The sequence below is a fragment of the Streptomyces sp. NPDC045899 genome, assembly GCF_056431485.1.
This window is the reverse complement of sequence record NZ_JBWKKP010000034.1, coordinates 43,984-69,356: the sequence shown is the minus strand read 5'-3', so window position 1 is coordinate 69,356 and position 25,373 is coordinate 43,984. Positions and strand designations below refer to the sequence as shown.

The following is a 25,373-nucleotide window of genomic DNA, read 5'->3' as shown; positions in this document are numbered from 1 at the left end:
AATGATCCGCTCCCTCCTGGTCGCCAACCGCGGCGAGATCGCCCGCCGCGTCTTCCGCACCTGCCGTGAACTCGGCATCGCCACCGTCGCCGTGCACTCCGACGCCGACGCGGACGCCCGGCACGTCCACGAGGCCGACGCCGCCGTACGGCTGCCGGGCGACGCGCCCGCGGACACGTATCTGCGCGCCGACCTCATCGTCAAAGCCGCCCTCGCCGCCGGGGCCGACGCCGTCCACCCCGGCTACGGCTTCCTCTCCGAACACGCGGACTTCGCCCGCGCGGTGACCGACGCCGGGCTGGTCTGGATCGGGCCGCCGCCCGCCGCGATGGAGGCCATGGCCTCCAAGACCCGGGCCAAGGAGCTGATGCGCGAGGCCGGTGTCCCCCTCCTCGAACCCGGCGATCCCGACCGGGTCACCGCCGCCGACCTCCCCCTCCTGGTGAAGGCCGCGGCGGGCGGCGGCGGGCGCGGTATGCGGGTGGTCCGCGACCTCGACGCGCTCCCCGCCGAACTCGAATCCGCCCGCGCGGAGGCGGCGTCGGCCTTCGGTGACGGCGAGGTCTTCCTCGAGCCCTATCTGGAGGGCGCCCGCCACGTCGAGGTGCAGGTGCTCGCCGACACCCGCGGCACGGTGTGGACGCTCGGCACCCGTGACTGCTCCCTCCAGCGCCGCCACCAGAAGGTGATCGAGGAGGCCCCGGCCCCGGGGCTGAGCGAGGCGCTGCGCACCGTACTGCACGAGTCCGCGGCGAACGCGGCGCGCAGCATCGGGTACGAGGGCGCGGGCACGGTGGAGTTCCTGGTCTCGGGCGACCGCGCGTACTTCCTGGAGATGAACACCCGGCTCCAGGTGGAGCACCCGGTGACCGAGGAGATCTACGGCCTGGACCTGGTGGCCCTCCAACTGCGGGTCGCGGAGGGCGAACGGCTCGGCGCCGCCCCCGAGGCGCGCGGACACGCGGTCGAGGCCCGGCTGTACGCGGAGGACCCGGGGCGGGGGTGGCAGCCGCAGACGGGTGTGATGCACCGGTTCACCTTTGTGGGGGGTGAGCCGGAGCAGGGTGCCCGGCTGCGGGGCCGGGGCCTCCGGGGCGGCGGCCCTGGACCGGATATTCACGGCGCCGGTACCCGGAGCCGTGAGGTGGGCCGGGAATGGGCGCCACACATATCCGATAGCGTCCAGGACCCCCACCCCTGCGACCCCGGCCCCTCCCGTCTCGTCGGCGGCTCTCCGCCCGGACTGCGGATCGACTCCGGGATCGTGGACGGTGACGAGATCGGCGTCCACTACGACCCGATGCTCGCCAAGGTCATCGTCTGGGCCCCCACCCGCGGGGAGGCACTGCGGCGGCTGGCCCATGAGCTGGAGCGCGCGACCCTCCACGGCCCGGTGACCAACCGTGAGCTGCTCGTGCGGTCCCTGCGCCACCCGGAGTTCACCGAGGGACGGATGGACACCGGCTTCCTGGAGCGCCATCTCGACGAACTAACGGCTCCCGACACGGAAAGCGCTCCGGTGTCGGCCCTGGCGGCGGCACTCGCTGACGCATCGGACCGCCCTCCGTCCGTGGCCGGGCGACTGGGGGGATGGCGCAACGTCGCCTCCCAGCCGCAGGTCAAGACCTACCGCGCGGAACCGGACGGCACCGAACAAGAGGTCCATTACCGGCTCACCCGCGACGGTCTGGTGGCCGACCGGTTCCCGGACATCCGACTGGTGCGGGCCGATCCTCAGCGGGTGGTCCTCGAAGCCGACGGCATCCGGCGGACGTTCGACGTGGCGGTATACGGCGACCGCGTCCACGTGGACTCACCCCTGGGATCCTTCGCCTTCACCGCCCTGCCCCGGTTCCCCGACCCCACCGCCCGTACGGAGCCCGGCTCCCTGCTGGCGCCCATGCCGGGCACGGTGGTCCGGGTCGCCGAGGTGGCCGTGGGGGACCGGGTCGAGGCCGGACAGCCGCTGCTGTGGCTGGAGGCCATGAAGATGGAGCACCGCATCACCGCACCCGCCGCCGGGGTCCTCACCGCGCTGCACGTGGCCACCGGCCGTCAGGTCGAGGTCGGTGCCCTGCTCGCGGTGGTGGCGGCGGAGGACGAACACACCTGAGGGGCAGGGGTCGCAGGGGTGGTGTCCTGGACGCTATCGGATATTTGTGGCGCCCATTCCCGGCCCACCTCACGGCTCCGGGTGCCGGCGCCGTGAATATCCGGTCCAGGACGCCACCCCGGAGGCCCCGGCCCCGCCCCGTGACATCGCACCGCAACCACCACGGCAGCACCCACGAGGAGCGGCAGATGAACCCGATCACCACCGACACCCCCGAACGCGCCGATCTGCGCGCCGCCGTCGCCGCCCTCGGCAAGGGCCACGGCGGCGACATCCACGAGCTGTGGAAAGAGGCCGGAAAGCTGGGCTACCTCGGGATCAACCTCCCCGAGGAGTACGGCGGCGGAGGCGCCGGCATAGCCGAACTGTCCATCGTCCTGGAGGAGCTGGGCGCGGCGGGCTGCCCGCTGCTCCTGCTCGTCGTCTCGCCCGCCATCTGCGGCACGGTCATCTCCCGCTTCGGCACCGAGGAGCAGAAGCGCCGCTGGCTGCCCGGTCTCGCCGACGGCAGCGTACGGATGGCGTTCGGCATCACCGAGCCCGACGCGGGCTCGAACTCGCACCGGATCACCACCACCGCCCGCCGTGACGGCGACGACTGGGTGCTGACCGGCCGCAAGGTGTTCATCACCGGGGTGGACACCGCCGACGCCACGCTGATCGTGGGCCGTACCGAGGACGCGCGGACCGGGAAGCTCAAGCCGTGCCTGTTCATCGTCCCCCGTGAGACACCCGGTTTCGCGTACCACCACATCCCGATGGAACTCGACTCGGACGAGCGGCAGTTCGAGCTGGTGCTGGACGACGTCCGGCTGCCCGCCGACGCGCTGGTGGGCGACGAGGACGCGGGGCTGCTCCAGCTCTTCGCCGGGCTCAACCCGGAGCGCATCATGACGGCGGCGTTCGCGCTGGGCATGGGCCGCTTCGCGCTGGCGAAGGCGGTGGACTACGCCCGGACCCGTCAGGTGTGGAAGGAGCCCATCGGCGCGCACCAGGCCATCGCGCACCCGCTGGCGCAGGCGCATATCGAGCTGGAGCTCGCCCGGCTGATGACCGCGAAGGCGGCGTACCTGTACGACGGCGGCGATGACGCGGCGGCAGGGGAGGCGGCGAACATGGCGAAGTACGCCGCCGCCGAGGCCGCGGTGAAGGCGGTGGACCAGTCGGTGCACACGCTCGGCGGCAACGGGCTGAGCGCGGAGTACGGGCTGGCGCGGCTGATCACGGCGTCGCGGGTGGCGCGGATCGCGCCGGTGAGCCGGGAGATGATCCTCAACTTCGTCTCGCACCAGACGCTGGGCCTGCCGAAGTCGTACTGAGTCCGAACAGGCACGTATCGACCGGGGAGTTGGGCAGTGTCGACGGGAAGGTAATCGGATTCGAGGGGAACGCCATGGTGCTGCACAGCGACTACCCGGATGTCCCGCCCGTCGATCTGCCCATCCACGAGGCCGTACTGGCCCGTGCGGCGGATGAGTTCGGTGAGCGGACCGCGCTGGTGGACGGGGTGACGGGGGCGAGCATGACCTATGCCGCCCTCGACCACGCCTCACGGAGGATCGCGGCCGCGCTGGCGGAGACCGGGATCGGCAAGGGCGAGACGGTGGCGCTGCACAGCCCCAACTCGATCATCTACCCGGCGGCGTTCTACGGCGTGACGCGCACCGGCGCGACCGTCACCACGGTGCACACGCTGTCGACGGCGGAGGAGTTCGCCAAGCAGCTGAGGGACGCGGAGGCACGGTGGATCATCACCGTGTCCCCGCTGCTCCCAGTGGCCCGGGAGGCGGCCGAGCGGGCCGGCGGGGTGCGCGAGGTCTTCGTATGCGACGAGGCGAGCGGACACCGTTCGCTGCGGGAGATGCTCGTGTGCACCGCGCCGGAGCCGGTGGTGGAGATCGACCCGGTGGAGGACGTGGCGGTGCTGCCGTACTCGTCGGGGACCACGGGCACCCCGAAGGGGGTGATGCTGACCCACCGGAACGTGGCGACGAACCTGGCGCAGGTGGAGACGATGGTGCCGACGCGGCCGGGCGAACGGGTGCTGGCGGTGCTGCCGTTCTTCCACAGCTACGGGCTGACGGCGCTGATGAACGCGCCGCTGCGCAACGGCAGCACGGTCATCGTGCTGCCGCGGTTCGATCTGGAGCAGTTCCTGACGGCGATCGAGAAGCACCGCGCGGAGGCGGTGTACGTGGCGCCGCCGATCGTGCTGGCGCTGGCGAAGCATCCGGCGGTGGAGGGGCGGGACCTGTCGTCGGTGCGGTTCGTGCTGAGCGCGGCGGCGCCGCTGGACGCGCGGCTGGCACAGGCGTGTGCCGACCGGCTGGGGCTGCCACCGCTGCTCCAGGCGTTCGGGATGACGGAGCTGTCCCCGGGGTCGCACCTGGTGCCACTGGACGCGCGGGACGTACCCCCGGGCACGGTGGGCCGGCTGCTGCCGAGCACCCGGATGCGCGTGGTGGACCCGGAGACGGGTCAGGACGTGGCGGTGGGGGTGGACGGGGAGATCCTGGTCCAGGGGCCGCAGGTGATGAAGGGCTATCTGGGCAGGCCCGAGGAGACCCACGCGATGATCGACGCGGAGGGCTGGCTGCGCACCGGGGACGTCGGGCATGTGGACGCCGACGGCTGGCTCTACGTGGTGGACCGGGTCAAGGAGCTGATCAAGTACAAGGGTTACCAGGTCGCCCCCGCCGATCTGGAGGCCGTGCTGCTCACTCATGAGGACGTCGCGGACGCGGCGGTCATCGGGGTGGCCGACGGCGCGGGCAACGAACTGCCCAAGGCATACGTGGTGCGGGTGCCCGGAGCCCGCGTCTCGGGGGACGACCTGATCCGTTACGTTGCCGGTCAGGTGGCCCCGTACAAGAAGGTGCGCAGCGTGGAGTTCACGGACGCCGTGCCGCGCTCCGCCACCGGCAAGATCCTCAGGCGCGAACTGCGCGCCAGGGAAAGGAGTTCGACCGCGACATGACCGACGCGCCTCAGCCGCTGGTGCGGCGTACCGACGCCCGCGGCATCACCACGCTGACCCTCGACTCCCCGCACAACCGCAACGCGCTCTCGGCCCGGCTGGTCGCCGAGCTGCACGAGGCGCTGGCGGCGGCCGGGAAGGACGGGGAGACCCGGGCGGTGCTGCTCACCCACACCGGCAACACGTTCTGCGCGGGCGCGGACCTGAAGGAGCCACCGGCCACCACCGGCGCGCTCGGTCTGGTCGCGCTGCTGCGGGCCATCGTGGAGCTGCCCAAACCGGTGGTGGCCCGGGTCGCGGGACACGTACGGGCCGGGGGGCTCGGACTGCTCGGGGCGTGCGACGTCTCGGCGGCGGGCCGGGGCTCCAGCTTCGCCTTCACGGAGGCGCGGCTGGGGCTGGCGCCCGCGGTGATCTCGCTGCCGCTGCTGCCCCGGCTGGATCCGCGTGCCGCGTCCCGCTACTACCTGACCGGGGAGAAGTTCGGCCCGGCCGAGGCGGCCCGGATCGGTCTGGTGACGCTGGCGGACCCGGACGGGGATCCGGACGAGCTGCTGGCACCGGTGCTGGAGGGCCTGCGCCGGGGCTCCCCGCAGGGGCTCGCGGAGTCCAAGCGGCTGGTGACGGCGGAGACGCTGCGGACCTTCGACCGGGACGCGGAGTCCCTGGCGGAGCTGTCGGCGCGGCTGTTCGGCTCGGCGGAGGCCCGCGAGGGGATGACGGCGTTCCTGGAGCGCCGGGACCCGCCGTGGGTGCCGGACACGGCCGGTGGCGGCGCGGCGGGAGCGGGGCGGTGACGCGGGCGTCCGGGCCCCGTACCGTGCCGCGCGACCCCAAGCAGGACCGCAGCCGCGCCACCCGGCAGCGGCTGCTGGAGGCCGCCGTGTCCTGTCTGGCCGAGTACGGCTGGGCGGGGTCCACGGTGGCGGTGGTGGCCGAGCGCGCCGGGGTCTCCCGGGGCGCGGCCCAGCACCACTTCCCGACCCGGGAGGACCTGTTCACGGCGGCGGTGGAGCATGTCGCCGAGGAGCGCTCGGCGGAGCTGCGGACCCTCCCCGCCCCGCGGGGGGAGGGCCGCAACCGGGCGGTGGTGCGGGCGATCGTCGGCCTCTACACCGGCCCGCTGTTCCGGGCCGCCCTCCAGCTGTGGGTGGCGGCGGCCAACGAGGAGCAGCTGGGCGCCCGGGTGACCGCGCTGGAGGCGCGGATCGGCCGGGAGACCCACCGGATGGCGGTGGAGCTGCTGGGCGCCGACGAGTCCGTGCCGGGGGTGCGGGAGACCGTCCAGGGCCTGCTGGACATGGGCCGCGGGCTGGGCCTGGCCAATCTGCTCACGGACGACGGCCCGCGCCGGGAGCGGGTCGTCGTCCAGTGGGCGGCGATCCTGGACGGGGTGCTGGGCGCCCCGCGCTAGCGCGAGATGTCCCCGTAGCCCTCGATGTCGTGCGGGCTGCGGGTGCCCGGACCGGTGTAGCGGGCCGAGGGCCGGACCAGCCGTCCGGTCCGCTTCTGCTCCAGGATGTGCGCGCTCCACCCGGCGGTGCGGGCGCAGGTGAACATCGACGTGAACATATGCGCCGGGACCTCGGCGAAGTCCAGCACGATGGCCGCCCAGAACTCCACATTGGTGGCGAGCACCCGGTCCGGGCGGCGGTTGTGCAGCTCGTCCAGGGCGGCCCGCTCCAGGGCCTCGGCGACCTCGAACCGGGGTGCGCCCAGCTCCTTGGCGGTGCGCCGCAGCACCCGCGCCCGCGGGTCCTCGGCGCGGTAGACGCGGTGGCCGAAGCCCATCAGCCGCTCGCCCCGGTCCAGGGCCTGGCGGACGTACGCCCCGGCGTCCCCGGTGCGCTCGATCTCCTCGATCATGCCCAGCACCCGGGAGGGCGCGCCGCCGTGCAGCGGGCCGGACATGGCGCCGACCGCGCCGGAGAGCGCGGCGGCGACATCGGCGCCGGTGGAGGCGATGACGCGGGCGGTGAAGGTGGAGGCGTTCATGCCGTGTTCGGCCGCCGAGGTCCAGTAGGCGTCGACGGCGGCGACGTGCTTGGGGTCGGGCTCACCGCGCCAGCGCCGCATGAACCGCTCGACGATGGTCCCGGCCTTGTCGATCTCGTGCTGCGGCACCATCGGCCGCCCCTGGCCGCGGGCCGACTGGGCGACGTAGGACAGGGCCATCACGGCGGCGCGGGCCAGGTCCTCGCGGGCCTGCTCCTCGTCGATGTCCAGCAGCGGTTTCAGCCCCCACACCGGGGCGAGCATGGCCAGCGCGGACTGGACGTCGACCCGGACGTCCCCGGAGTGCACCGGGATGGGGAAGGGCTCGGCGGCGGGCAGCCCGGGGTTGAAGGCGCCGTCGACCAGCAGGCCCCAGACGTTGCCGAACGACACGTGGCCCACCAGGTCCTCGATGTCGACGCCTCGGTAGCGGAGCGCGCCGCCCTCCTTGTCGGGTTCGGCGATCTCCGTCTCGAACGCGACGACTCCCTCGAGTCCGGGTACGAAGTCGGACATCAGGCGGCTCCTCATGATGTGGTCGGCGGTGGGCGGATGGCTGGTGCGGGCAGTGCTCGTGGTGCGGGCGGCGGGGCTGGTACCGCTGCGTCAGCGGAATCGTCAGATGGCTGTCGTGCATGCTGCCGGTGGTCGGTACCGGGACGGTTCCACGGCCGCGTCGGCGGCTCGCGGTCCGTACCGGCTATCCGGTGGTGTGCCCCGTGCGGCTGGTGGTCACCCAACCGTGCCCGAAGAGGTGTGGCACCGAGTGGCAGCGGACCCTGACAGGCGCATGGTCAGCCACAGTCTGCTGGCTTCGCTACCCATGGGGAAGCGTGAGAAGCGGCACACCCGCCGTCCCCCGGAGGGAGGGTTACCGGTCCCCACGACGGGGGAAAGACCACCCGGCGGTGGAGGGGACTTCGCTCTTTCGGGGTACCCCCTGCGGTGGACCGGCGATGTTGCAAGATATGCGCGTGCCTCACGTTGACCCGGAGCCGTCCGTTTCCGCCGCGTCCGCCGCGCGCGCGTCCGCCTCGTCCGCCGCGTCCGCGCGTACGTACGATCCGGCCGCCATGCGCGAGCACTACCGTGCCGAGGGCATGACCGAGGCCGATCTCGCGGACGATCCGTACCGGCAGTTCACCCACTGGTTCGAGCAGGCCGTCGGCAGCGGGCTCTTCGAGCCCAACGCGATGGTCGTCTCCACCGCGGACGCGGCGGGGCGCCCCAGCTCCCGTACGGTCCTGATGAAGAGCTTCGACGAGCGCGGCTTCGTCTTCTACACCAACTACGGCTCGCGCAAGGGCCGGGAGCTGGCCGGGAACCCGTATGTCTCGCTGCTCTTCCCCTGGCATCCGATCGCCCGTCAGGTGATCGTCCTGGGCACCGCGCGGCGCACCGGACGGGACGAGACGGCGGCGTACTTCCGGACCCGGCCGCACGGTTCGCAGCTGGGGGCGTGGGCCAGCGCCCAGTCCTCGGTGGTCGGCTCCCGTGAGGAGCTGGACCGCTCCTACGCGGAGCTGGCGGACCGCTATCCGCCGGGGGAGCAGGTGCCGGTGCCGCCGGAGTGGGGCGGCTTCCGGGTGGTGCCGGAGGCGGTGGAGTTCTGGCAGGGACGGCAGAACCGGCTGCACGACCGGCTGCGGTACGTATGGGTGCCGGCGGAGGAGGGCGGCCGCTGGGAGATCGAGCGGCTGAGCCCCTGAAGGGGCGGCGGCCCTCGTCGATCTTCGGCATGGTGGCGCCCTGAAGGGCGCGGAGCGCAGACGCAGACGACCCGTGGGTCGTTTCCTCGTGCCGTACGGCACCAGGAAGCCGGTCGGACGTACCGGCGACCCACGGGTCGGGTGACTGCTCGGGATTGGCCGGCCGCACACAGGATCTGTGCGCAGGTCCGGCGATGCGCAGAGCGCGACGGCGGACGGCTAGCCCGCAGCCACCTCACGCGTCCGGATTTCATACATCTGCCGAACCACCTCCCTTCTCGTGTACCCACAGCCTAAAAACCGTCCCGGACGACACACAAGCGAATTTCCGGGAGGCAACGATTTGGTGGATTGTGGTGTGGCGCGCGTCACGTTCGAGTTCAATGTCCCGACGTGCACCACCACAGCCAGCCGCGTCCCGCAGGGGGTGTCCGGTGACCGCTTCACCACGATCCGAACCTGCACGTCCAGCCCGCTCCGCGCCGTCCGCGCGGTCCGTTCCCGCGCAGTCCGCGGCCTCCGGACCCGTTCCCGGCCGGGACGACCCCGATCTGCTCACCGCCCTGCTCGACGGGATGGACGCGGCGCTGTGCGCGTTCGACGCCGACGGCACCGTGACCCACTGGAACCGCGAGGCCGAGCGCGTCCTCGGCTGGACGGCGGCCGAGGCCGTCGGCCGCAAGGGACTCGCCGGATGGGCGGCCCGTGAGGCGGACGCGGACGAGGTCCAGCAGCGGCTGATGGCGGTGCGGGACGGGGGAGCCCGTCAGGTCCATGAATTCGCACTGGTGACGAAGGGCGGCGGACGGGTGCTCGTCCGCACCCAGTCCTCGCCGGTGCCCGGCGCGGACGGCCGTCCCGCCGGGGTGTACTGCGCCTTCAGCGAGGTCCACTCGCAGATCGACCTGGAGCGGTCGATCGCGCTGAGCGAGGCGCTGTTCGAGGACGCGTCGTGGCATGTGGTCCTCGTCGACGCCGATCTCCGGGTGGCCGTGCTGAACGGCAACGCGGCGGTCGCCCTGCGGACCGGGCGCAAGGCGGTGCTCGGCCGTCCGCTGGGCGACCTCCTGGACCAGGGCGTGGAGGAGGTCGAGAGCGCCCTCCAGCACGTCCTGGCCGAGGGCGCACCGCCCGCGCCCACCGAGCTGTGGGTGACGCTGCGCGAGCCCGACGAGGACCTGGAGATGGCGGACGCCGTCCGGTACGAGGACCTCGAGGAGGACGGCCGGGCGGTGGTGAGGACGGAGCCGGGGCAGGGGTCCGGTCCGGCGCGGCGCTGCTGGCGCAGCGGCTTCCTGCGGCTGGCCTCACCGCTCGCGGAGGAGCCGGTGCCGCTCGGGGTGGCCTGGATCTTCCAGGACGTGACCGAGGCGAAGACGCACGAGCAGGACAGCGCGCGGATGCGCTTCCGGAGCAGCCAGCTGCACCGGGCGGCGCGGGCGGCGGGCGAGTGCGAGGACCCGATGGAGGCGGCCTCGGTGCACCTGGACTTCGCGCTGGCGGGGTTCGCCGATCACGCGCTGGTCGACCTGGTGTCGCCGGGAGGCGGTGATCTGCGGCTGGTGCGGGTGGCCGTGACCCCGTGCGACGCCCCGGGGCCGTGTCCGCCCACCCAGCCCGGCGGGATCCCGGTCGCGTACCCGGAGGGCCATCCGGCGCTCCAGGCGGTGGCGCGCTGCGGTGCGGTGCGGGCCACCGCGTCCCGTACGGACGAGGGGGCGCTGGCGCGGTGGACGGCCGCCCGCAAATGGCCGGACGGCACCGTGCACGCGCTGTGCGCGGTGCTCCGCAGCCGGGGGCGGACCCTGGGCGTGGCCACGTTCCTGCGCGGACCCACGCGCCGTGCGTTCGATCGCGCGGACGCGGTGTACGCGGAGGATGTGGCGGCGCGGGTCGCCGCGGCGGTCGACCTCGCCGGTGGTGCGGGCGCGGGGTGAGGCGTTCGGGTGCGGGGCCGGGGCCTCCGGGGTGGCGGTCCCGGACCGGATATTCACGGCGCCGGTGCCCGGAGCCGTGGGGTGGGCCGGGAGTGGGCGCCACACATATCCGATAGCGTCCAGGACCCCCACCCCTGCGGCCCCGGCCCCTCCCGTCTCGTCGGCGGCCCTCCGTCAGCGGTGGTAGAAGATGCGGTCCGCGTGGTCGCTCATGACGCGTTCGTTCCAGGCGTGGCCGCCGTCGACGTTGCCCGATCGCAGCATGGGGGGCTGCTCGTCGTTCTCGGCCAGGTCCTCGACCGCTGTCGCGATCACCGCCTGCATCAGGGCGCTCGTCACCACCGTGGACGCCGGTGCGAAGGGGGCCCCGACCCGCTCGGAGGTGAGTTCGGCGTCGCCCACCGCGATCTTGTTGTCCAGGACCAGATCGCAGTGGTCCTTCAGGAAGCTCCCCGTCGGATTGCGGGGGGTCGTGCCCGTCGCGTAGGCGAGGGAGGTCACGCCGATCACCGTGATGCCCCGGGTGCGGGCCGTCTGTGCCAGCTCCACCGGCAGGACGTTGCGGCCCGAGAGCGAGATCACGATCAGCAGGTCGCCCGCGCGCAGCGGGCTCTGCTCCACGACGGTGGTGGCCAGGCCCTCGACCCGCTCCAGCGCGCTGCCCAGGGTCGCGGGCATGACGTCCACGCCGACCAGGCCCGGGGCCGGGAGCAGGTTCATCAGCGCCAGACCGCCCGCGCGGTAGACGACGTCCTGGGCGGGCAGCGAGGAGTGCCCGGCGCCGAAGACGAAGAGGCGGCCGCCCGCGCGGACCGTCCGGGCGATCAGCCGGCCCGCGGCGGAGATCCGTTCGGACTCCTCGTCCCGGACGCGGTGGAGCAGGTCGACGGCCGCGTCGAAGAAGCGTCCGGCGGCTTCGGAATCGCTCATGGGCGGGCGCCCCCCGGTGTCGTTCCGGTGTGTGCTTGGATCATGACGCTGTCAATAGCAGTCCCCGCCGTCGGTACGGAAGGGGCCGTCTCGGCCCCGTTGTCGGTGGGATGCGTCAGAATTGGGTGAGGGCCACCGCACGACACATCGAGGGGCACGCATGTCCGGACTCATCGACACCACGGAGATGTATCTCCGCACCATCCTCGAGCTGGAGGAGGAGGGCGTGGTCCCCATGCGCGCCCGGATCGCGGAGCGTCTCGATCAGAGCGGGCCCACGGTCAGCCAGACGGTGGCGCGGATGGAGCGCGACGGTCTGGTGACGGTCGCGGGCGACCGTCATCTGGAGTTCACCGAGGAGGGCCGCCGGCTGGCGACGCGGGTGATGCGCAAGCACCGGCTCGCGGAGTGCCTGCTCGTGGACGTCATCGGACTGGAGTGGGAGCAGGTGCACGCCGAGGCGTGCCGCTGGGAGCACGTGATGAGCGAGGCGGTGGAGCGGCGGGTGCTGGAGCTGCTGCGTCATCCCACCGAGTCGCCGTACGGCAACCCGATCCCGGGTCTCGAGGAGCTCGGCGAGAAGGCCGAGGCCGATCCGTTCCTGGACGACAGCATGGTGAGCCTGCGTGAGCTGGAGCCGGGCACCGAGGGCAAGACGGTGGTGGTGCGCCGGATCGGCGAGCCGATCCAGACGGACGCCCAGCTGATGTACACACTGCGGCGGGCCGGGGTGCAGCCGGGTTCGGTGGTGAGCGTCACCGAGTCGCCGGGCGGTGTGCTGGTCGGCAGCAGCGGTGAGGCGGCCGAGCTGGAGTCGGAGATCGCCTCCCACGTCTTCGTGGCCAAGCGCTGACACCCTGACGTCGTCCACCTGCGACGACGGACATTCCCGACACCGGAGTTCCGGGAACCCCGAGCGGGGCACGCCGACGCGTGCCACGCTGACGCATATGCGTGCTCGCGCGCCGAGGCGTTTCCGGGGTCAGGGGGAGGGGGCTCCTATGGGCCCGACGGGCAGTGCCACCGGGCGGGAGCTCATGAGCGAGGGCCCCGGCGCCCGAAGGTGGCGAGGCCCTGCTTCCCCATGTCCCCCCGCAGGGCCCCGGGCCGCACGGACCGCGCGAACGCGGCCGGTGCGACCCGGCGCCCCGGTGACCCGGAGCCCCGAGCTCCCAGGGTCGTCCCCCGCGGACTCCCTTCCCCGAGCAGTCCGCCTCCCGCTAGCTGTCTCCCCTCGGCGGAGACGACCAATCCTTGAGCATGGTCACTCGAACGAGGGGTGTTGCCCGGCGACACCCTTCTATTCGAATGCGGGTTCGATACTGTGGGCGTGCTCGAGAGAGGGATGGAGGTGCCAGAACGTATGGTGCGCCGCATCGACGTAAGCGGAGCCGGCGGTGTCCGGCTCGCCGCGTGGGAGTTCACCGATCCGCCCAAGCCGCGTGGCCGGGCGGGCTCGTGCGGGCCCGGAGTGCTGCTCCTCCACGGACTGATGGGCCGCGCCGCCCATTGGGCGGAGACCGCCCGCTGGCTCTCCACCCGGCACCGGGCCGTCGCGCTGGATCAGCGCGGGCACGGCCGCAGTGAGAAGCCGGTCGAAGGCCCGTTCGGCCGCGGGGCCTATGTGGAGGACGCGGCGGCCGCCGTGGAGCAGCTCGGTCTGGCGCCGGTCACCCTGATCGGCCATGCGATGGGCGCCCTGACGGCCTGGCAGCTCGCGGCCCACCGCCCCGACCTGGTCCGGGCCCTGGTCATCTGCGATATGCGGGCCTCCGCGCTGGGCGCGGCGTCGCAGCGGGAGTGGGCGGAGTGGTTCGGATCGTGGCCGGTGCCGTTCGCCACGCTGGCCGATGTGCGGAAGTGGTTCGGCGAGGACGATCCGGTGCTGGAGCGGCCGAATCCGTCCCGGGGCGAGTTCTTCGCGGAGATCATGGCCGAGCGGTCGGACGGCTGGCGGCCGGTCTTCTCCCGGCGCCAGATGCTGAAGGCCCGTGAGAGCTGGGTGCATGACGCCCATTGGGAAGAGCTGGCGCAGGTGGAGTGCCCGACGCTGGTGGTGCGCGGGCTGGACGGCGAGCTGGGCCGTGCCGAGGCCCAGGAGATGGTGCGGGTGCTGCCCCGGGGGGAGTACGCGGAAGTGGTGGACGCGGGTCATCTGGTCCACTACGACCAGCCGGACGGCTGGCGCCGGGTGGTGGAGCCCTTCCTCTCCGCGGCGCTCCCGGCATGAGGAGCGCCGCGGGGGTGCGTCAGTCGTCGATGAGCGCGCGGAGCTGCGGGGAGAGTTCGGGGATCACCGAGCCCGCGGCCTGGGCGGTCTTCAGCGCGCGGACATAGGCGCGGGCCTGCTCCCGCAGCGCGTCCTTGTGCCTGCCCTGTGCGGCGCCGGTCGTCCAGACCCAGACCGCCAGCGCGGTGCAGATCCCGAGGGCCAGCACCCCCGGCAGCAGGGAGTCGAGTTCGGTGGCCGCCCACAGCATGGCGCCGCCGCCCGCGAAGAGCAGCAGCCAGCCGGTCTCGTCGTGCCAGCCGCCCTGGTCCGCGACGCGCTCGTACTCGGCGACCGCGCGCGGCTTCTCGGGCACCTGCGGAAGCCGTTCGTCCGTGGCTGCCGCGGGTGCCGCCGGGCCGGCTGCTGCCGCCGGGGCGGGCGCGGTCTCGTAGTGGGGCAGCGGGGCCCTCGGCCGGCCGCCGTCCCGGTCCTGGCCGATCAGCCAGCCCGGTACATGCGCCACCGGTACGCCGTGGGCGGTGGCGGCGGCCAGCACCAGGCGGTAGCCCGCCAGCCGGGGGTGGCGCAGCTGCCGCATATGGGCGCGGTAGGTGGACAGGACCAGGGCCGTGCCGACCACCACCAGCAGCACCGCGGCGCCCAGTGAGATCGCGTCCTGGGCCGAGCGCCCCGAGTACGGGTCCGACGCCACCAGATAGGTGGGGTGGGCCTGGACGTAGAACGGCCAGAGCAGCCCCACGAGCATGAGCAGGATGCCGGTCACACCCCTGGTCCGGCCGGTGCGGGCGAGCCGTCGCCGGTGCTCGGTGAACAGGGCGCGGACGGCGTCGTCGTCGAGGTAGTCCATCCCGTGCCGGGCGCCGATGCGCCGTACCGCGCTCTCCAGCCGGGGGTCCGCGACCAGACCGCTCCGGGTGATCGGCAGCAGTCCGCGCGGCTGGTCCGTCATGAGTGCTTCCCGTGGAACGGACCGCCGTCGATTCCGTTCCGTATCGCCTTGGTAAACGACAAGTGATCTCCCCATATGTGGAACTGTCGCCATCACGCGCCCATTTCGGATCTCCCGTGGCGTGATCGCGTAAGGAGATCCTAGGGGTAGCCCTAGACACCGTGTCGACCGGTCGATGGTGTTCCGCTCAGTCGCCGTGACCCGAACGGGACCGATTTCCCGAATGGTTGGGAGGTTCGGAATCCGGTATTCGACGGGGCGGCCGGGGAAGTCATGGCGTCAGGAATGCGCAACGGCGAATCGGATGCGGGAGGACCAGCATGATCGGCGGCAACACGGAGCCGGAACCGGGCAAGGACTGGGCGGCGTTCCAGTACGAGATCTATCTCAACGGGATGACCGGCGCGGTGCCCCGGCTGCCCGCCGACCCCTCCCGGCTGGAGGAGGTGGCGGCGGCGCGGCTGGGTCCCGGACCGGTCGGCTACGTGGCGGGGAGCGCGGGCAGCGGCTCCACCGAGCGGGCCAACCGGGCTGCCCTGGACCGCCATCGGATCGTGCCGCGGATGCTCCGTGACACCAGCCGGCGTGATGTGTCGGTGGAGTTGCTGGGCACCCGGCTGGCCGCGCCGCTCGCCCTCGCGCCCATCGGGGTGCTGTCGATCATGCACCCGGACGCGGAGCCCGCCGCGGCCCGCGCGGCGGCCGCGCAGGGGGTGCCGTTCGTGCTGTCCTCGGCGTCCAGTACGCCGATGGAGCAGGTCGCCGAGGCGATGGGGGACGGCGAACGCTGGTTCCAGCTCTACTGGGGCAAGGACCGCGAGGTCACCGAGAGCTTTCTGCGGCGGGCCGAGGCATCGGGGTTCACGGCGCTGTTCGTCACCCTGGACACCCCGATGCTGGCGTGGCGGCCGCGCGATCTGGACCAGGCGTATCTGCCGTTCCTGCGGGGGGTCGGCACCGCCAACTACTTCACCGATCCCGCCTTCCGGGCGGGGCTGGCCAAACCGGTGCACGAGGACCTGGACGCGGCGGTGCTGCACTTCGTGCAGATGTTCGGCGACCCCGGGAAGACCTGGGACGACCTGGCCTTCCTGCGGGAGCGCTGGAACGGGCCGATCGTGCTCAAGGGGATCCTGCACCCCGACGACGCCCGCCGCGCGGCCGACGCGGGGATGGACGGGGTGGTCGTCTCCAACCACGGGGGCCGTCAGGTGGCCGGGTCGATCGGGGCGGCCGAGGCGCTCCCGGGGGTGGCCGACGCGGTGGGCGACCGGCTCCCGGTGCTCTTCGACAGCGGGATCCGCACCGGGGACGACGTCTTCAAGGCGCTGGCGCTCGGCGCTCGCGCGGTACTGCTGGGGCGGCCCTACGCGTACGGGCTGGGGCTGGACGGACAGGCGGGTGTGGAGCATGTGATCCGGTCCGTACTGGGGGAGTTCGAGCTGACACTCGCGCTCTCCGGCCACACCCGCGCAGCCGGGCTGACCAGGGACGCGCTCGCCTGACAGCCCCTCATATTCATCCGGCTATTCCGGAATTCAACCTATCCGGAATCACTCGCTTTACCGGGTGCCGGGGCGTCGGATTGGCTGGTGCTAAGCTCTCGGGAGCGCAATGAATTACTGATCATGGGGGGAGATTGCGTGAAGATCAAGCATAAAGCCTCAATGGTCGTGCTCTCGGCCGCGCTGGTGTTGGGCGGTTCGGTGGCCTTGGCCCCCACCGCGTCGGCCGTCGGCACGTCCGCCTGCCGGTTCAATTCGCCGGATGTCACTTTCAGGGTGGACACCAGTGGTGCCCGATTCCGCACCGGACCCGGTAAGGGTCACCGTGCGATAGGGACGCTTTACCGAGGGGATTCCTTCCGGTACTTCTGCCGCACCCGGTTCTTCGAGAAGAGCTGGTCCTACGGGAAGCTCACGAAGCGGAGCATTTCGGGACTGCATACCGGGACCCGCGGCTGGGTCTACAGCAAGTACCTCGACTAGCCACGGCCGATCGTGACCTTTCGCCGGCTGAGGCGGTGTCCGGGACGCCGCCTCAGCCCGTGCTCCGCGCCTCAGCCCTTGCTCACGGCCGCCAGGATCTCCGGCAGCCGCGCCAGCGTCCGCGGTGCGCCCAGCCGCAGCCCGGCCTCCGCGATCAGCAGGCCGTAGACGGCGCCCACCGGCAGGACCAGCCACAGCAGTTCATGCGCGCCGCTGAGGTGCAGCCAGATCGTCATGCCCAGCACCGGTGCGGTGAGCGCCGCACCGACGATCATCCCGCCGAAGATGCTGATCCAGGCGAGCCCCGCCTGCCCCGGCGCGACATTCTTGTAGCCGCTGTCCTGGGGGATGGAGTACGGGAACTGCGCCGAGGCCACCGCGCCGGCCGCCACCAGCGCGCCGACCAGTGCCAGGCCCAGTCCCAGCGTTTCGGGCGCGGCGTCCCACCGGTTCATCACCGCGGCGGCGATGCCCACCGCGAGGGTGACGTACGGCAGGGCGACCAGCCCGATGGCCATCGCCCGCCCCCGCAGCTCCAGATAGGCGTCCCGTCGTGAGGAGATGGTCTGCGACACCATCCAGAACGCCGAGGAATCCTGCCCGAACTGGTTGAACATCACCATGCCCAGCAGACCGGGTGCCCAGCAGGCGGAGTAGATGGAGCCGGCGCCCTGGAGGGAGGTGACGACGGGAACCAGCAGCCCGACCGCCAGCGAGGTCACCCAACTGGCCTTGGTCTTGGGGTTGCGCACGGCGTAGCGGAAGGTCTGGAGCAGCACCACACCGGTGCGGCCCGCGGGCAGCAGCCGTCCCAGGGGGCCGCCCGTGTCCCGTCCGTCGGACGCCCGCCCGGGGGCGTCCGCCTGGAGCGTGGAGGCGTCCGGGGCGGTCATCAGCTGGGTCAGCCCCCGCTGCCACCACCACAGCAGCAGCACCAGCGTGACGGCGGTCAGCGCGAACTGGGCGGCGGCGGCGCCGTACGCGCCCTCGCTCACCCCCTGGACGGCGTCGACGGCCGCGGCGGGCGGCACCCAGCGCAGCACATCGGCGGCGGGTTCCAGGACCGCCAGGCCGTTCTCACCGGAGAGCCGCTGCCAGCCGAAGTTCACGAACTGGAGGCCGACGGCCACGAACAGCCCGCTCAGCAGCGCGAGATCGCGCCCCTTGCGGCTGGTGAGCAGCCGGATGTTGGCGGTGGCGACGGCGCGTGCCAGCGCCACGCACACCAGCAGGTCCAGTGCCACGGCCGCGACACCCGCCACCGCGGCGGCCGCTCCGTGGGCGAGGGCCACGGCCGAACCCGCCGCCAGGGTGAGGGTGAACAGCGGACCGATGCCGACGAGGGAGGACACCAGCAGCGCGCCGACCAGCGGCCGCGGCCGCAGCGGCAGCATCACCAGCCGGGTCGGGTCCAGGGTCTCGTCACCGCCGGGGAAGAACAGCGGCGCCACGGCCCAGCCCAGGGCGAGCAGCGCGGTGAGCACGGTGACGAGGGCGGCGGCGTGGTCATGACCGCGCAGCATGATCAGACCGAGCAGTTGCAGCGCGGCGAAGAGCAGGGTGAAGACGATCGAGGTGACATAGGCCGCGCGGCGGCCCGAGGACTGCCGCAGCCCGTTGCGCAGCAGCGACAGCTTCAGCGCGACGAGGACCGGGGTGGGTGATCCGGTCGGGGTGGCCGGGGGCGCCGGGGCGGTGGTGCCCAGCGGATCGGTGACCGTCATCGGGCACCGCCGCCGAGCCAGTCGAGGTCCTGGCCCGCCCCCCGCTGCTGGGCGCCGACCAGCTCCAGGAAGGCGTTCTGGAGGGAGGGGGCGTCCCCGCGCACCTCGGCCAGCGGGCCGTGTGCCCGGATCCGGCCGGTCGCCATCACCGCGACCCAGTCGCACAGCGACTCCACCAGCTCCATCACATGGCTGGAGAAGACGACGGTGGCGCCGGAGCGGGTGTAGCGCTCCAGCACCCCGCGGATGGTCTGCGCGGAGACCGGGTCGACGCCCTCGAAGGGCTCGTCGAGGAAGAGGACTTCCGGGTTGTGGAGGAGTGCGGCGGCCAGGCCGATCTTCTTCCGCATACCGGTGGAGTAGTCGATCACCAGCTTGTTCTGGGCGCCCGCCAGGTCCAGGACGTCCAGCAGCTGGGTGGCGCGCTTGTCGACCTCCGCACCGGGCAGACCGCGCAGCCGCCCGGTGTAGGCGAGCAGTTCGCGGCCGGACAGCCGCTCGAAGAGCCGCAGCCCCTCGGGCAGCACTCCGATCCGGGCCTTGACCTCGGCCGGGTCCCGCCAGACGTCGTGTCCGGCGACCTCGACGGTGCCGGAGTCGGGCCGCAGCAGACCGGTGATCATGGAGAGGGTGGTGGTCTTGCCCGCGCCGTTGGGGCCGACCAGGCCGATGAACTGGCCCGCGGGCAGCTCCAGATCGATGCCGTGGACCGCGATCTGCTCGCCGTAGCGCTTCCACAGCCCACTCACCCGTACCGCGGCCGCACCGCCCTGGCGCTGCCGAGTCACTTCCTCCGGCACCGGATTCACCCCGTCTTCCCACGTCATCCATGCGGGGGCGGGTCATGCCCCCGTGTCCGGACACATTACGCGGGGGAGGCCGGAGCGGAACCGGTCCGTCAGCGGCCCTCCCGCCGTCCGTCCCGGCCGCAGGCGTACGCGAGGGAATTCACCAGCTCCTCGGCGTCGGGGAGCCAGCGGTTGGCGGCGGTGGGGCGGCGGGCCCACTGGACCGGGCCGTACCGGCCGACCCGGGTCGGGGGTGCGATCACATAGTCCCCCTCGCCGCGGGCCACCAGGTCGAGCGCGCCCGGCGGCCGGCCCAGACCGCGCAGCAGCCCGGGAAGCCTCGCGGCGCCGCCGGGCAGGACGAAGAAGAGCATCCGGCGGGTGGCGGTGGAGGTGACCGGGCCGAGTTCCACGTTCCGCCGCTCCATCCGGGCCAGCGCCAGACAGCCCGCCGACTCGGCTACGTCGAGGGCGTCGAAGGTGCGGCCGGTGGGCAGCAGGATCGAGGCGTGCGGCCGCGCGGTCCACATCCGGCGGACCACGACCGGGCTGCCGGTCGCCTGGTCGCCCCAGTCCCGGCCGACCGGATGGGCGCCGGGGGACGGACAGTCGGCGTCGGCGCAGGAGCAGCGTTCCGCACCGGCCACCGGCTCCAGCCAGGCGCCGGCGAGCACGTCCCAGTGCCGCTCCTCGGCGTACCGCACCGCGGTGTCGACCAGCCGCTCCCCGCGCTGCCGGGGGATCTGCGAGGTTCCTGTCACGTCCATGGTCTCGTCCACGCACAGGACAACTTCCGGCGTCAACAAGGGTTACGGCCGGGTACCCGGGCGAGCGGGACGGCCGGGAGCGGGGGGTGCGCGACGACGTCACGCGGGGCGCATGGGTGCATGGCCGGGGGCGCGTATGGGGTCGCGGGACTGTGAGCGGGTAGCCACCATGCGTGACGGGCGTCCGGGACTCCGGCAGCCGTGCCGCGTCGTCCGGGGTGGACACCGCCCCGGCCTCGTGTCGGCCCCGCACGCGAACGATGCGGCGATGTTGGTCAATACGGGCAAGGTCCGCATTCACCGTCATTCGCCGTATATCCGCGATATCTGCGGGGCATTGATCCACAGGGACGGGCAAGAGCCGAGAACGCACAGCAGTCACAGGGGGTAAAGCCATGGCCGCTAGGCCGCTTGTGGCGCGACAGCCGAACGAACGGCTGCAAGCGCTCATCCAGGAAGCCGCGTGCTCCAACGCCGGCTTGGCGCGCAGGGTCAACATGTGCGGCGCCGAGCACGGTCTCGATCTGCGCTACGACAAGACCTCGGTCGCCCGCTGGCTGCGCGGACAGCAGCCCAGGGGGCGCGCCCCGGGGATCATCGCCGAGGCCCTCGGCCGCAAGCTGGGCCGCACCGTCACGATCGACGAGATCGGGATGGCCAACGGCAAGAACCTGGCGTCGGGCGTCGGGCTGCAGTTCTCGCCCACCGTCATCGGCGCCATAGAGCAGGTCTGTGAGTTGTGGCGCAGCGACGTCGGCCGCCGTGACTTCCTGAGCGGCTCCACGGTCGCCGCCTCCGCGCTGGTCGAGCCCAGCCGCGACTGGCTGATCACCGGTGCCGATGTGCAGGTCGCGCGGACGGCCGGGGCCCGGGTGGGCCGTGCCGACGTGGCGGCGGTGCGCGCCACCACCGACGCGCTCGTCGAACTGGACCACCGCTACGGCAGCGGGCATGTGCGCCCCGTCGTCGTCCACTATCTGAACAGCGTGGTCTCCGGGCTGCTCGCCGGCTCCTATCGCGAGGCGGTCGGCCGCGAACTGTTCGGGGCGGTCTCCCGGTTGACCGAGCTGGCCGGGTACATGGCCGTCGACACCGGCCAGTCCGGGCTCGCCCAGCGCTACTACATCCAGGCCCTGCGGCTGGCCCAGGCGGCCGGGGACCGCGGTTACGGCGGCTATGTGCTCGCCGCGAGCATGAGCCACCTCGCCGCTCAGCTGGGAAACCCCCGGGAGATCGCCCAGTTGGCGAAGGCCGCGCAGGAGGGTTCGCGCGGCCAGGTGCCGCCGCGCGCCGAGTCGATGTTCCTGGCCGCCGAGGCCCGCGGTCACGCCCTGCTGGGCGACGCCCGGTCCAGCCAGACCGCGGCCGGACGGGCGCTGGACGCCATGGAACGGGCCGACGGCAGCGGTGGCGAGACCGGTGACGACCCGGTGTGGATCCAGCACTTCGACCGCGCCTACCTGGCCGATGAGCTGGCCCACTGCCATCGCGACCTGGGGCAGGCCGAGTCGGCCCGGCGGCGCGCCGAAGAAGCCCTGGAGGGCCATCCGGAGGGGAAGGTGCGGCGCCGGGCGATCGGGCTGATGCTGCTGGCCACCGCGCATGTGCAGGAGCGCGAGGTGGAGCAGGCGTGCCAGATCGGCACCCAGGCGGTGGATCTGCTGGGCACCCTGCGGTCCAGCCGCGGCACCGACTATCTGGAGGACTTCCAGCAGCGGTTGGAGCCCTACCGGGACGAACCGGTGGTGCGGGAGTTCGGCGCGCGCCTGGAGGTGCACGCCGCCTGACTCGTCCCCCGTCCCCGCCCCTCCGTCGCGGGGGCGGGGGACGTACCGGTGTGTGAGCCGTACATCTGTCGGGGTTTGTTGGGGGTTTGTGACATTCGCCGTCCTGTCGCAGGTCGCGCCCGGTCCGGCGGCCGCCGGTGGCCGCCGGCGGCCACCGCGCCGGGGTGTTCTGCGTTTTCCCTGGTCACGGCGGTGTGACGGCGGTTGCGGTGACCAGTCTCTCCCTCTCCGCGCGGTCCGGCGGGCTACGGACCCATCGGCGAACCGGTAGCGTGACCCGACGATTGCGTAAGTTCCGCATAGCCCAAGGAGTCCCGGTGACGCAGAGCGGACAGGGGAACGAGCCGCACTTGCCTGCGGTCCCGCCCGCCCAGCCCACGCAACCCGTGCGCGAGGGTGTCGTACTGCCTGCCCAGGGCGACCAGTGGCCCTCGGACCAGCAGCACCAGGCGGCCCCGGCGGGCGGCCAGGCATGGGGTCAGCCCTGGGGGCCGCAGGGCGCCCAGAGCCCGTCGCCCGGCACGGACCCGCTGCCGCCGGAGGGCGGTTCCTGCGGTCAGGCCGCGCCGCTGCCGCCGCAGGGGCAGCCGTACGGGCAGCAGCAGGGCTGGGGTGCGGCCCCCGCGCAGGGGCAGCCGCAGGGCGGGCAGCCGCAGGGCCCGTTCCCGGCGCGGGGACAGTCGCATCACGGACATCTGCCGCATCAGGGGCAGTTCCCTCAAGGGCAGGCGCACCACGGGCAGCTGCCGCCGGAGGGATCCGCGCGGCCGTTCCCGGACGCCGCCGACGAGACGCAGCTGCTGCCGCCGCAGCCCGCCGCCTCCGACGCCGAGGCGACCGCCTATCTGCCCCCCGTCACCGGTTCGGGGCCGGCGCCCGGCGCCCCCGGCCCGATACCCGGCGTGCCACCGCAGGCACAGCCGCACCAGGACACCCCCACCACCCTGCTTCCCAAGGCCACCGGCGGGGCACCGCTGCCGCCCGAGGCTCCCAAGGCCGAATCGCCCGCCGAGTCCACCACCCAGCTGCGCGCGGTACGCCCCACCCGGGGCGCGCACCGCGGCGGCCCGGCGGCACAGCCCATGCCCGCGGCGCAGCCGCCGGTGCACGCCGCCGAGGAGACCCAGGTGCTCCCGGGCCCGGTGTCGGCGGACGAGCCGCCGCGCACCGGTGCCTCCCCCTACTCCATCCGTCCGGGCCGCCCCGGGGACCGGCCGCCGCCCGCCGAGTTCGACGGTCTGTTCCGCTCCGACGGCGGTGCGGCGGGCATGGACGCGCCCGACGAGACCCAGCAGCTCCCGCAGTTCAGCGCGCACGGTCCGGCCTTCCCGCCCTCCGGCGGGGAGCCGGACGGCGGTGGCCGTCGCGGCGGTGGCGGTGGCCGCCGCCGGATGTCGCCCGCGGTGCTGATCGGCATCGTGGTGGCGGGCTGCACCATCGCCGGACTCGCCGCCGGTGCCGCGATCAGCGCGGGCGGCGGTGACGACGACAAGAAGGACAAGGACACCACCCTCAACAGCCCCTCCCCCGGGGCCGAGGACGACAAGCCGACCAAGGCCGCCGACCCCGCGCAGCCGCAGGCGAAGGCGCTGGACCTGCTGCTCGCCGACAGCAACAACAGCCGGGCAACGGTGATCAGGGCCGTCGGCAACATCAAGTCCTGCAAGAACCTGTCCACGGCCGCTTCGGACCTGCGGACCGCGGCGGGCCAGCGCAACAACCTGGTGACCCGGCTGGGCAAGCTCTCGGTGGACAAGCTGCCCGACCACGCGCAGCTGACCGCCGCGCTCACCAGGGCGTGGAAGTCCTCGGCCACGGCCGACAACCAGTACGCGGCCTGGGCCGACCAGGTCGCGGGCAAGAAGGGCTGCCACAAGGGCAGGGCCCGCAACTCCCCGCACGTGGGGGCGGCCGAGCGGGCCAGCGGTCAGGCGACCGCGGCCAAGCGGAAGGCGGCCGGGCTGTGGAACCCGATCGCCTCGAAGTACGGGCTCACCCGGCACGACGCCACCCAGCTGTGATCCGTACGCCATGAGAAGGGGCGGGGCCGGGCGGCCCCGCCCCTTCCGCGTGCCGGGGCCCTCGGGCCATGCCGGGGTTCAGCCCGCCGGGTGGTAGCGCTCCATCGTCCTGCCCACGTCGACGAAGCCCTTGCGCACCGCGACCAGCCGTCCGCGGCGCACCACCTGGTAGGTCACATCCGCGTTCACGATCCGCGGGTAGTTGGGCACGTTGAGGGTGTCGCCGTAGCCCCAGCGCAGGGGCGGTGTGAGTCCGCCGGTGCCGACCTCGTGGCCGTGGTCCAGCGCCTTGCGCACCGTACGGGCGGTGATCCGGCCGCCGTCCAGCGACTCCAGCACCGAGCGCAGCACCGTGTAGCCGATCCAGGTGGTCTGGGTGCCGGGGTCGGCCGGGTCGATGCGGTTGTCGTCGAAGGCGTACTTGCTGATCACTTCGTTCATCCGGCTCCAGCGCCGGTCGTCCGCGGCCGGGTACCAGCCGGTGGCGTAGGCGCCCTCCAGGGCGCTGTCGCCGCCGCCGGTGCTGTCGACGAGGGACTGCCGCACACTGCCGAGGACCGAGGCGATACGGACCTTGGGGCGGTCCTCCTGCACTCGCCGGAAGGAGTCGAAGAAGGTGCCGGTGCGGTTGCCCAGGGCCGCGGTGACGCAGGAGCCGTCCAGCTCCGTCTGTCCGGTGGTGTCCGGCGCGGCGGCACCCACCCCCTCCAGGGCGCCGCGGGCCTGCCGGGTGTAGTCGCCCGCGCCCTCGGGGGCGCGCACATCGTGGGCCGGGCGGCGCTCGCCCGCGCGGAGGCCGGTGTCGAGCAGCTCGGGCAGTTCGTCGCCCGCGATGGTGTCCGGGCGGACGAGGGAGACCCGCCGGCAGACGGAGGCGAGCTGACGGCCGTTGCCCACCAGCAGGGCGGCCTGACCGCCGTTGACGGGATAGGAGTACGGACTCTCGAACTCCTCCTGGGTGAGTCCGTAGCCCCCTATGTAGGGGATGCCCGCGACCTCCAGCGGGGAGATGAACGAACGGCCGTGCTGGCTGTACGAGCCGACGACCGCGACCGCCTTCTCCTCCTCGGCGCGCTGGGCGCAGCGGGCCGCCTGGATCGCGTCGTTGCGCTCGTTGCAGGTGACGATCCGCAGGGTGCGGCCGTTGATCCCGCCGGAGTCGTTGACCCAGCGGGCGTAGGCCTTCGCCATGGCGGGCATACCCGGCATATTGGTCGCCTTGGTGCCCTCGGGCGCCCAGGTCATCACGGTGATGGAGTCGCTGTCGGCCCCCTCCGCCAAGGTGCCGCACCCGGCGAGCAGTGGTACCCCGAGCGCCGTGCACAGCGCCGCCACCGCGGCTTTGAAGGGACGGGAGAACGGGCGTCGCCGGACGGTCATGGTGATCGAGAATGTCCGTTCGGGCGGAACTCCACCGCTATGACGCCCCAATCAGGGGTGGCCGGAGGATGAACA

Annotated in this window: 20 protein-coding genes; 13 read left to right on the top strand and 7 right to left on the bottom strand. The window is 72.9% G+C overall.

The features are described 5' to 3' along the window. The first annotated feature begins 1 nt into the window (after position 1). From AC07FT_RS33415 to AC07FT_RS33395, 5 genes are all read left to right on the top strand, one after another. On the top strand, positions 2 to 2,113 hold the full coding sequence (locus AC07FT_RS33415) for an acetyl/propionyl/methylcrotonyl-CoA carboxylase subunit alpha (RefSeq protein WP_479179828.1): 2,112 nt from the start codon (positions 2 to 4) through the stop codon (positions 2,111 to 2,113). Between the two features lie 188 nt (positions 2,114 to 2,301). Continuing rightward, complete coding sequence (locus AC07FT_RS33410; protein ID WP_471201218.1) at positions 2,302 to 3,432, top strand: acyl-CoA dehydrogenase family protein; 1,131 nt, start codon at positions 2,302 to 2,304, stop codon at positions 3,430 to 3,432. A gap of 74 nt (positions 3,433 to 3,506) precedes the next feature. Continuing rightward, complete coding sequence (locus tag AC07FT_RS33405; protein WP_479179827.1) at positions 3,507 to 5,090, top strand: AMP-binding protein; 1,584 nt, start codon at positions 3,507 to 3,509, stop codon at positions 5,088 to 5,090. Next, positions 5,087 to 5,887, top strand: coding sequence for an enoyl-CoA hydratase family protein (locus AC07FT_RS33400; RefSeq protein ID WP_479179825.1), 801 nt, complete (start codon positions 5,087 to 5,089; stop codon positions 5,885 to 5,887). The genes AC07FT_RS33405 and AC07FT_RS33400 overlap by 4 nt, the downstream gene beginning before the upstream one ends. After that, entirely contained in the window at positions 5,884 to 6,504 is a 621-nt protein-coding gene (locus AC07FT_RS33395; RefSeq protein ID WP_471201210.1) for a TetR/AcrR family transcriptional regulator, read from the top strand. Before AC07FT_RS33400 ends, AC07FT_RS33395 begins: the two co-directional genes overlap by 4 nt. On the opposite strand, the gene AC07FT_RS33390 is transcribed toward AC07FT_RS33395, so the two are convergent. After that, positions 6,501 to 7,601, bottom strand: coding sequence for a citrate synthase 2 (locus AC07FT_RS33390; protein ID WP_254744314.1), 1,101 nt, complete (start codon positions 7,599 to 7,601; stop codon positions 6,501 to 6,503). The two genes, AC07FT_RS33395 and AC07FT_RS33390, sit on opposite strands and share 4 nt — an antisense overlap. Positions 7,602 to 8,158: 557 nt before the next feature. Here AC07FT_RS33390 and pdxH point away from each other — a divergent pair. Further along, positions 8,159 to 8,794, top strand: a complete 636-nt coding sequence (gene pdxH, locus AC07FT_RS33385; protein ID WP_479179837.1) for a pyridoxamine 5'-phosphate oxidase — start codon at positions 8,159 to 8,161, stop codon at positions 8,792 to 8,794. A gap of 383 nt (positions 8,795 to 9,177) precedes the next feature. After that, positions 9,178 to 10,731: a PAS domain-containing protein gene (locus AC07FT_RS33380; RefSeq protein ID WP_479179823.1), complete on the top strand. Its 1,554-nt coding sequence runs from the start codon at positions 9,178 to 9,180 to the stop codon at positions 10,729 to 10,731. Positions 10,732 to 10,905: 174 nt separating this feature from the next. On the opposite strand, the gene AC07FT_RS33375 is transcribed toward AC07FT_RS33380, so the two are convergent. After that, a complete protein-coding gene (locus AC07FT_RS33375; RefSeq protein WP_479179822.1) occupies positions 10,906 to 11,661 on the bottom strand; it encodes an SIS domain-containing protein in 756 nt (251 codons plus the stop codon). A 160-nt stretch (positions 11,662 to 11,821) separates the two neighbouring features. Here AC07FT_RS33375 and AC07FT_RS33370 point away from each other — a divergent pair, with 160 nt between their 5' ends. Together AC07FT_RS33370 and AC07FT_RS33365 are read left to right on the top strand one after the other, a co-directional pair. Beyond that, entirely contained in the window at positions 11,822 to 12,514 is a 693-nt protein-coding gene (locus AC07FT_RS33370) for an iron-dependent transcriptional repressor DtxR (RefSeq protein ID WP_254744319.1), read from the top strand. Positions 12,515 to 13,024: 510 nt separating this feature from the next. After that, positions 13,025 to 13,891, top strand: a complete 867-nt coding sequence (locus AC07FT_RS33365) for an alpha/beta fold hydrolase (RefSeq protein ID WP_479179821.1) — start codon at positions 13,025 to 13,027, stop codon at positions 13,889 to 13,891. A 19-nt stretch (positions 13,892 to 13,910) separates the two neighbouring features. On the opposite strand, the gene AC07FT_RS33360 is transcribed toward AC07FT_RS33365, so the two are convergent. Continuing rightward, positions 13,911 to 14,843 carry a hypothetical protein gene (locus AC07FT_RS33360; RefSeq protein WP_479179819.1) on the bottom strand — a complete coding sequence of 311 codons (933 nt, stop codon included), beginning with the start codon at positions 14,841 to 14,843 and terminating at the stop codon, positions 13,911 to 13,913. 320 nt (positions 14,844 to 15,163) lie between these two features. Between AC07FT_RS33360 and AC07FT_RS33355 the strand changes: the two genes are divergently transcribed. Beyond that, positions 15,164 to 16,348, top strand: coding sequence for a lactate 2-monooxygenase (locus tag AC07FT_RS33355; protein ID WP_479179817.1), 1,185 nt, complete (start codon positions 15,164 to 15,166; stop codon positions 16,346 to 16,348). 138 nt (positions 16,349 to 16,486) lie between these two features. Then, entirely contained in the window at positions 16,487 to 16,831 is a 345-nt protein-coding gene (locus tag AC07FT_RS33350; protein WP_479179816.1) for an SH3 domain-containing protein, read from the top strand. A gap of 71 nt (positions 16,832 to 16,902) precedes the next feature. Here the strand turns inward: AC07FT_RS33350 and AC07FT_RS33345 are convergent, their stop codons facing one another. From AC07FT_RS33345 to AC07FT_RS33335, 3 genes are all read right to left on the bottom strand, one after another. Further along, positions 16,903 to 18,555 carry a transporter gene (locus AC07FT_RS33345; protein WP_471201186.1) on the bottom strand — a complete coding sequence of 551 codons (1,653 nt, stop codon included), beginning with the start codon at positions 18,553 to 18,555 and terminating at the stop codon, positions 16,903 to 16,905. Continuing rightward, entirely contained in the window at positions 18,552 to 19,355 is an 804-nt protein-coding gene (locus tag AC07FT_RS33340; protein ID WP_479179814.1) for an ABC transporter ATP-binding protein, read from the bottom strand. Before AC07FT_RS33340 ends, AC07FT_RS33345 begins: the two co-directional genes overlap by 4 nt. A 98-nt stretch (positions 19,356 to 19,453) precedes the next feature. After that, positions 19,454 to 20,110, bottom strand: coding sequence for a bifunctional DNA primase/polymerase (locus AC07FT_RS33335; RefSeq protein WP_479179813.1), 657 nt, complete (start codon positions 20,108 to 20,110; stop codon positions 19,454 to 19,456). A gap of 395 nt (positions 20,111 to 20,505) precedes the next feature. On the opposite strand from AC07FT_RS33335, the gene AC07FT_RS33330 reads away from it, so the two are divergent. Together AC07FT_RS33330 and AC07FT_RS33325 are read left to right on the top strand one after the other, a co-directional pair. After that, complete coding sequence (locus AC07FT_RS33330; protein WP_471201178.1) at positions 20,506 to 21,897, top strand: NsdA family TPR-like regulatory protein; 1,392 nt, start codon at positions 20,506 to 20,508, stop codon at positions 21,895 to 21,897. Positions 21,898 to 22,214: 317 nt separating this feature from the next. Beyond that, a complete protein-coding gene (locus AC07FT_RS33325) occupies positions 22,215 to 23,918 on the top strand; it encodes a hypothetical protein (RefSeq protein ID WP_479179811.1) in 1,704 nt (567 codons plus the stop codon). A 78-nt stretch (positions 23,919 to 23,996) separates the two neighbouring features. Here the strand turns inward: AC07FT_RS33325 and AC07FT_RS33320 are convergent, their stop codons facing one another. After that, positions 23,997 to 25,298, bottom strand: coding sequence for an ABC transporter substrate-binding protein (locus AC07FT_RS33320; protein ID WP_479179810.1), 1,302 nt, complete (start codon positions 25,296 to 25,298; stop codon positions 23,997 to 23,999). Between the last annotated feature and the right edge of the window lie 75 nt (positions 25,299 to 25,373).

What these genes read in the sequence shown, in the direction of transcription:
- AC07FT_RS33415 (WP_479179828.1), top strand. Translation starts at nt 2, where the DNA reads ATGATCCGCTCCCTCCTGGTCGCCAACCGCGGCGAGATCGCCCGCCGC.
- AC07FT_RS33410 (WP_471201218.1), top strand. Translation starts at nt 2,302, where the DNA reads ATGAACCCGATCACCACCGACACCCCCGAACGCGCCGATCTGCGCGCC.
- AC07FT_RS33405 (WP_479179827.1), top strand. Translation starts at nt 3,507, where the DNA reads ATGGTGCTGCACAGCGACTACCCGGATGTCCCGCCCGTCGATCTGCCC.
- AC07FT_RS33400 (WP_479179825.1), top strand. Translation starts at nt 5,087, where the DNA reads ATGACCGACGCGCCTCAGCCGCTGGTGCGGCGTACCGACGCCCGCGGC.
- AC07FT_RS33390 (WP_254744314.1), bottom strand. Translation starts at nt 7,601, where the DNA reads ATGTCCGACTTCGTACCCGGACTCGAGGGAGTCGTCGCGTTCGAGACG.
- pdxH (WP_479179837.1), top strand. Translation starts at nt 8,159, where the DNA reads ATGCGCGAGCACTACCGTGCCGAGGGCATGACCGAGGCCGATCTCGCG.
- AC07FT_RS33380 (WP_479179823.1), top strand. Translation starts at nt 9,178, where the DNA reads ATGTCCCGACGTGCACCACCACAGCCAGCCGCGTCCCGCAGGGGGTGT.
- AC07FT_RS33375 (WP_479179822.1), bottom strand. Translation starts at nt 11,661, where the DNA reads ATGAGCGATTCCGAAGCCGCCGGACGCTTCTTCGACGCGGCCGTCGAC.
- AC07FT_RS33370 (WP_254744319.1), top strand. Translation starts at nt 11,822, where the DNA reads ATGTCCGGACTCATCGACACCACGGAGATGTATCTCCGCACCATCCTC.
- AC07FT_RS33365 (WP_479179821.1), top strand. Translation starts at nt 13,025, where the DNA reads ATGGTGCGCCGCATCGACGTAAGCGGAGCCGGCGGTGTCCGGCTCGCC.
- AC07FT_RS33360 (WP_479179819.1), bottom strand. Translation starts at nt 14,843, where the DNA reads ATGACGGACCAGCCGCGCGGACTGCTGCCGATCACCCGGAGCGGTCTG.
- AC07FT_RS33355 (WP_479179817.1), top strand. Translation starts at nt 15,164, where the DNA reads ATGATCGGCGGCAACACGGAGCCGGAACCGGGCAAGGACTGGGCGGCG.
- AC07FT_RS33345 (WP_471201186.1), bottom strand. Translation starts at nt 18,555, where the DNA reads ATGACGGTCACCGATCCGCTGGGCACCACCGCCCCGGCGCCCCCGGCC.
- AC07FT_RS33335 (WP_479179813.1), bottom strand. Translation starts at nt 20,110, where the DNA reads ATGGACGTGACAGGAACCTCGCAGATCCCCCGGCAGCGCGGGGAGCGG.
- AC07FT_RS33330 (WP_471201178.1), top strand. Translation starts at nt 20,506, where the DNA reads ATGGCCGCTAGGCCGCTTGTGGCGCGACAGCCGAACGAACGGCTGCAA.
- AC07FT_RS33320 (WP_479179810.1), bottom strand. Translation starts at nt 25,298, where the DNA reads ATGACCGTCCGGCGACGCCCGTTCTCCCGTCCCTTCAAAGCCGCGGTG.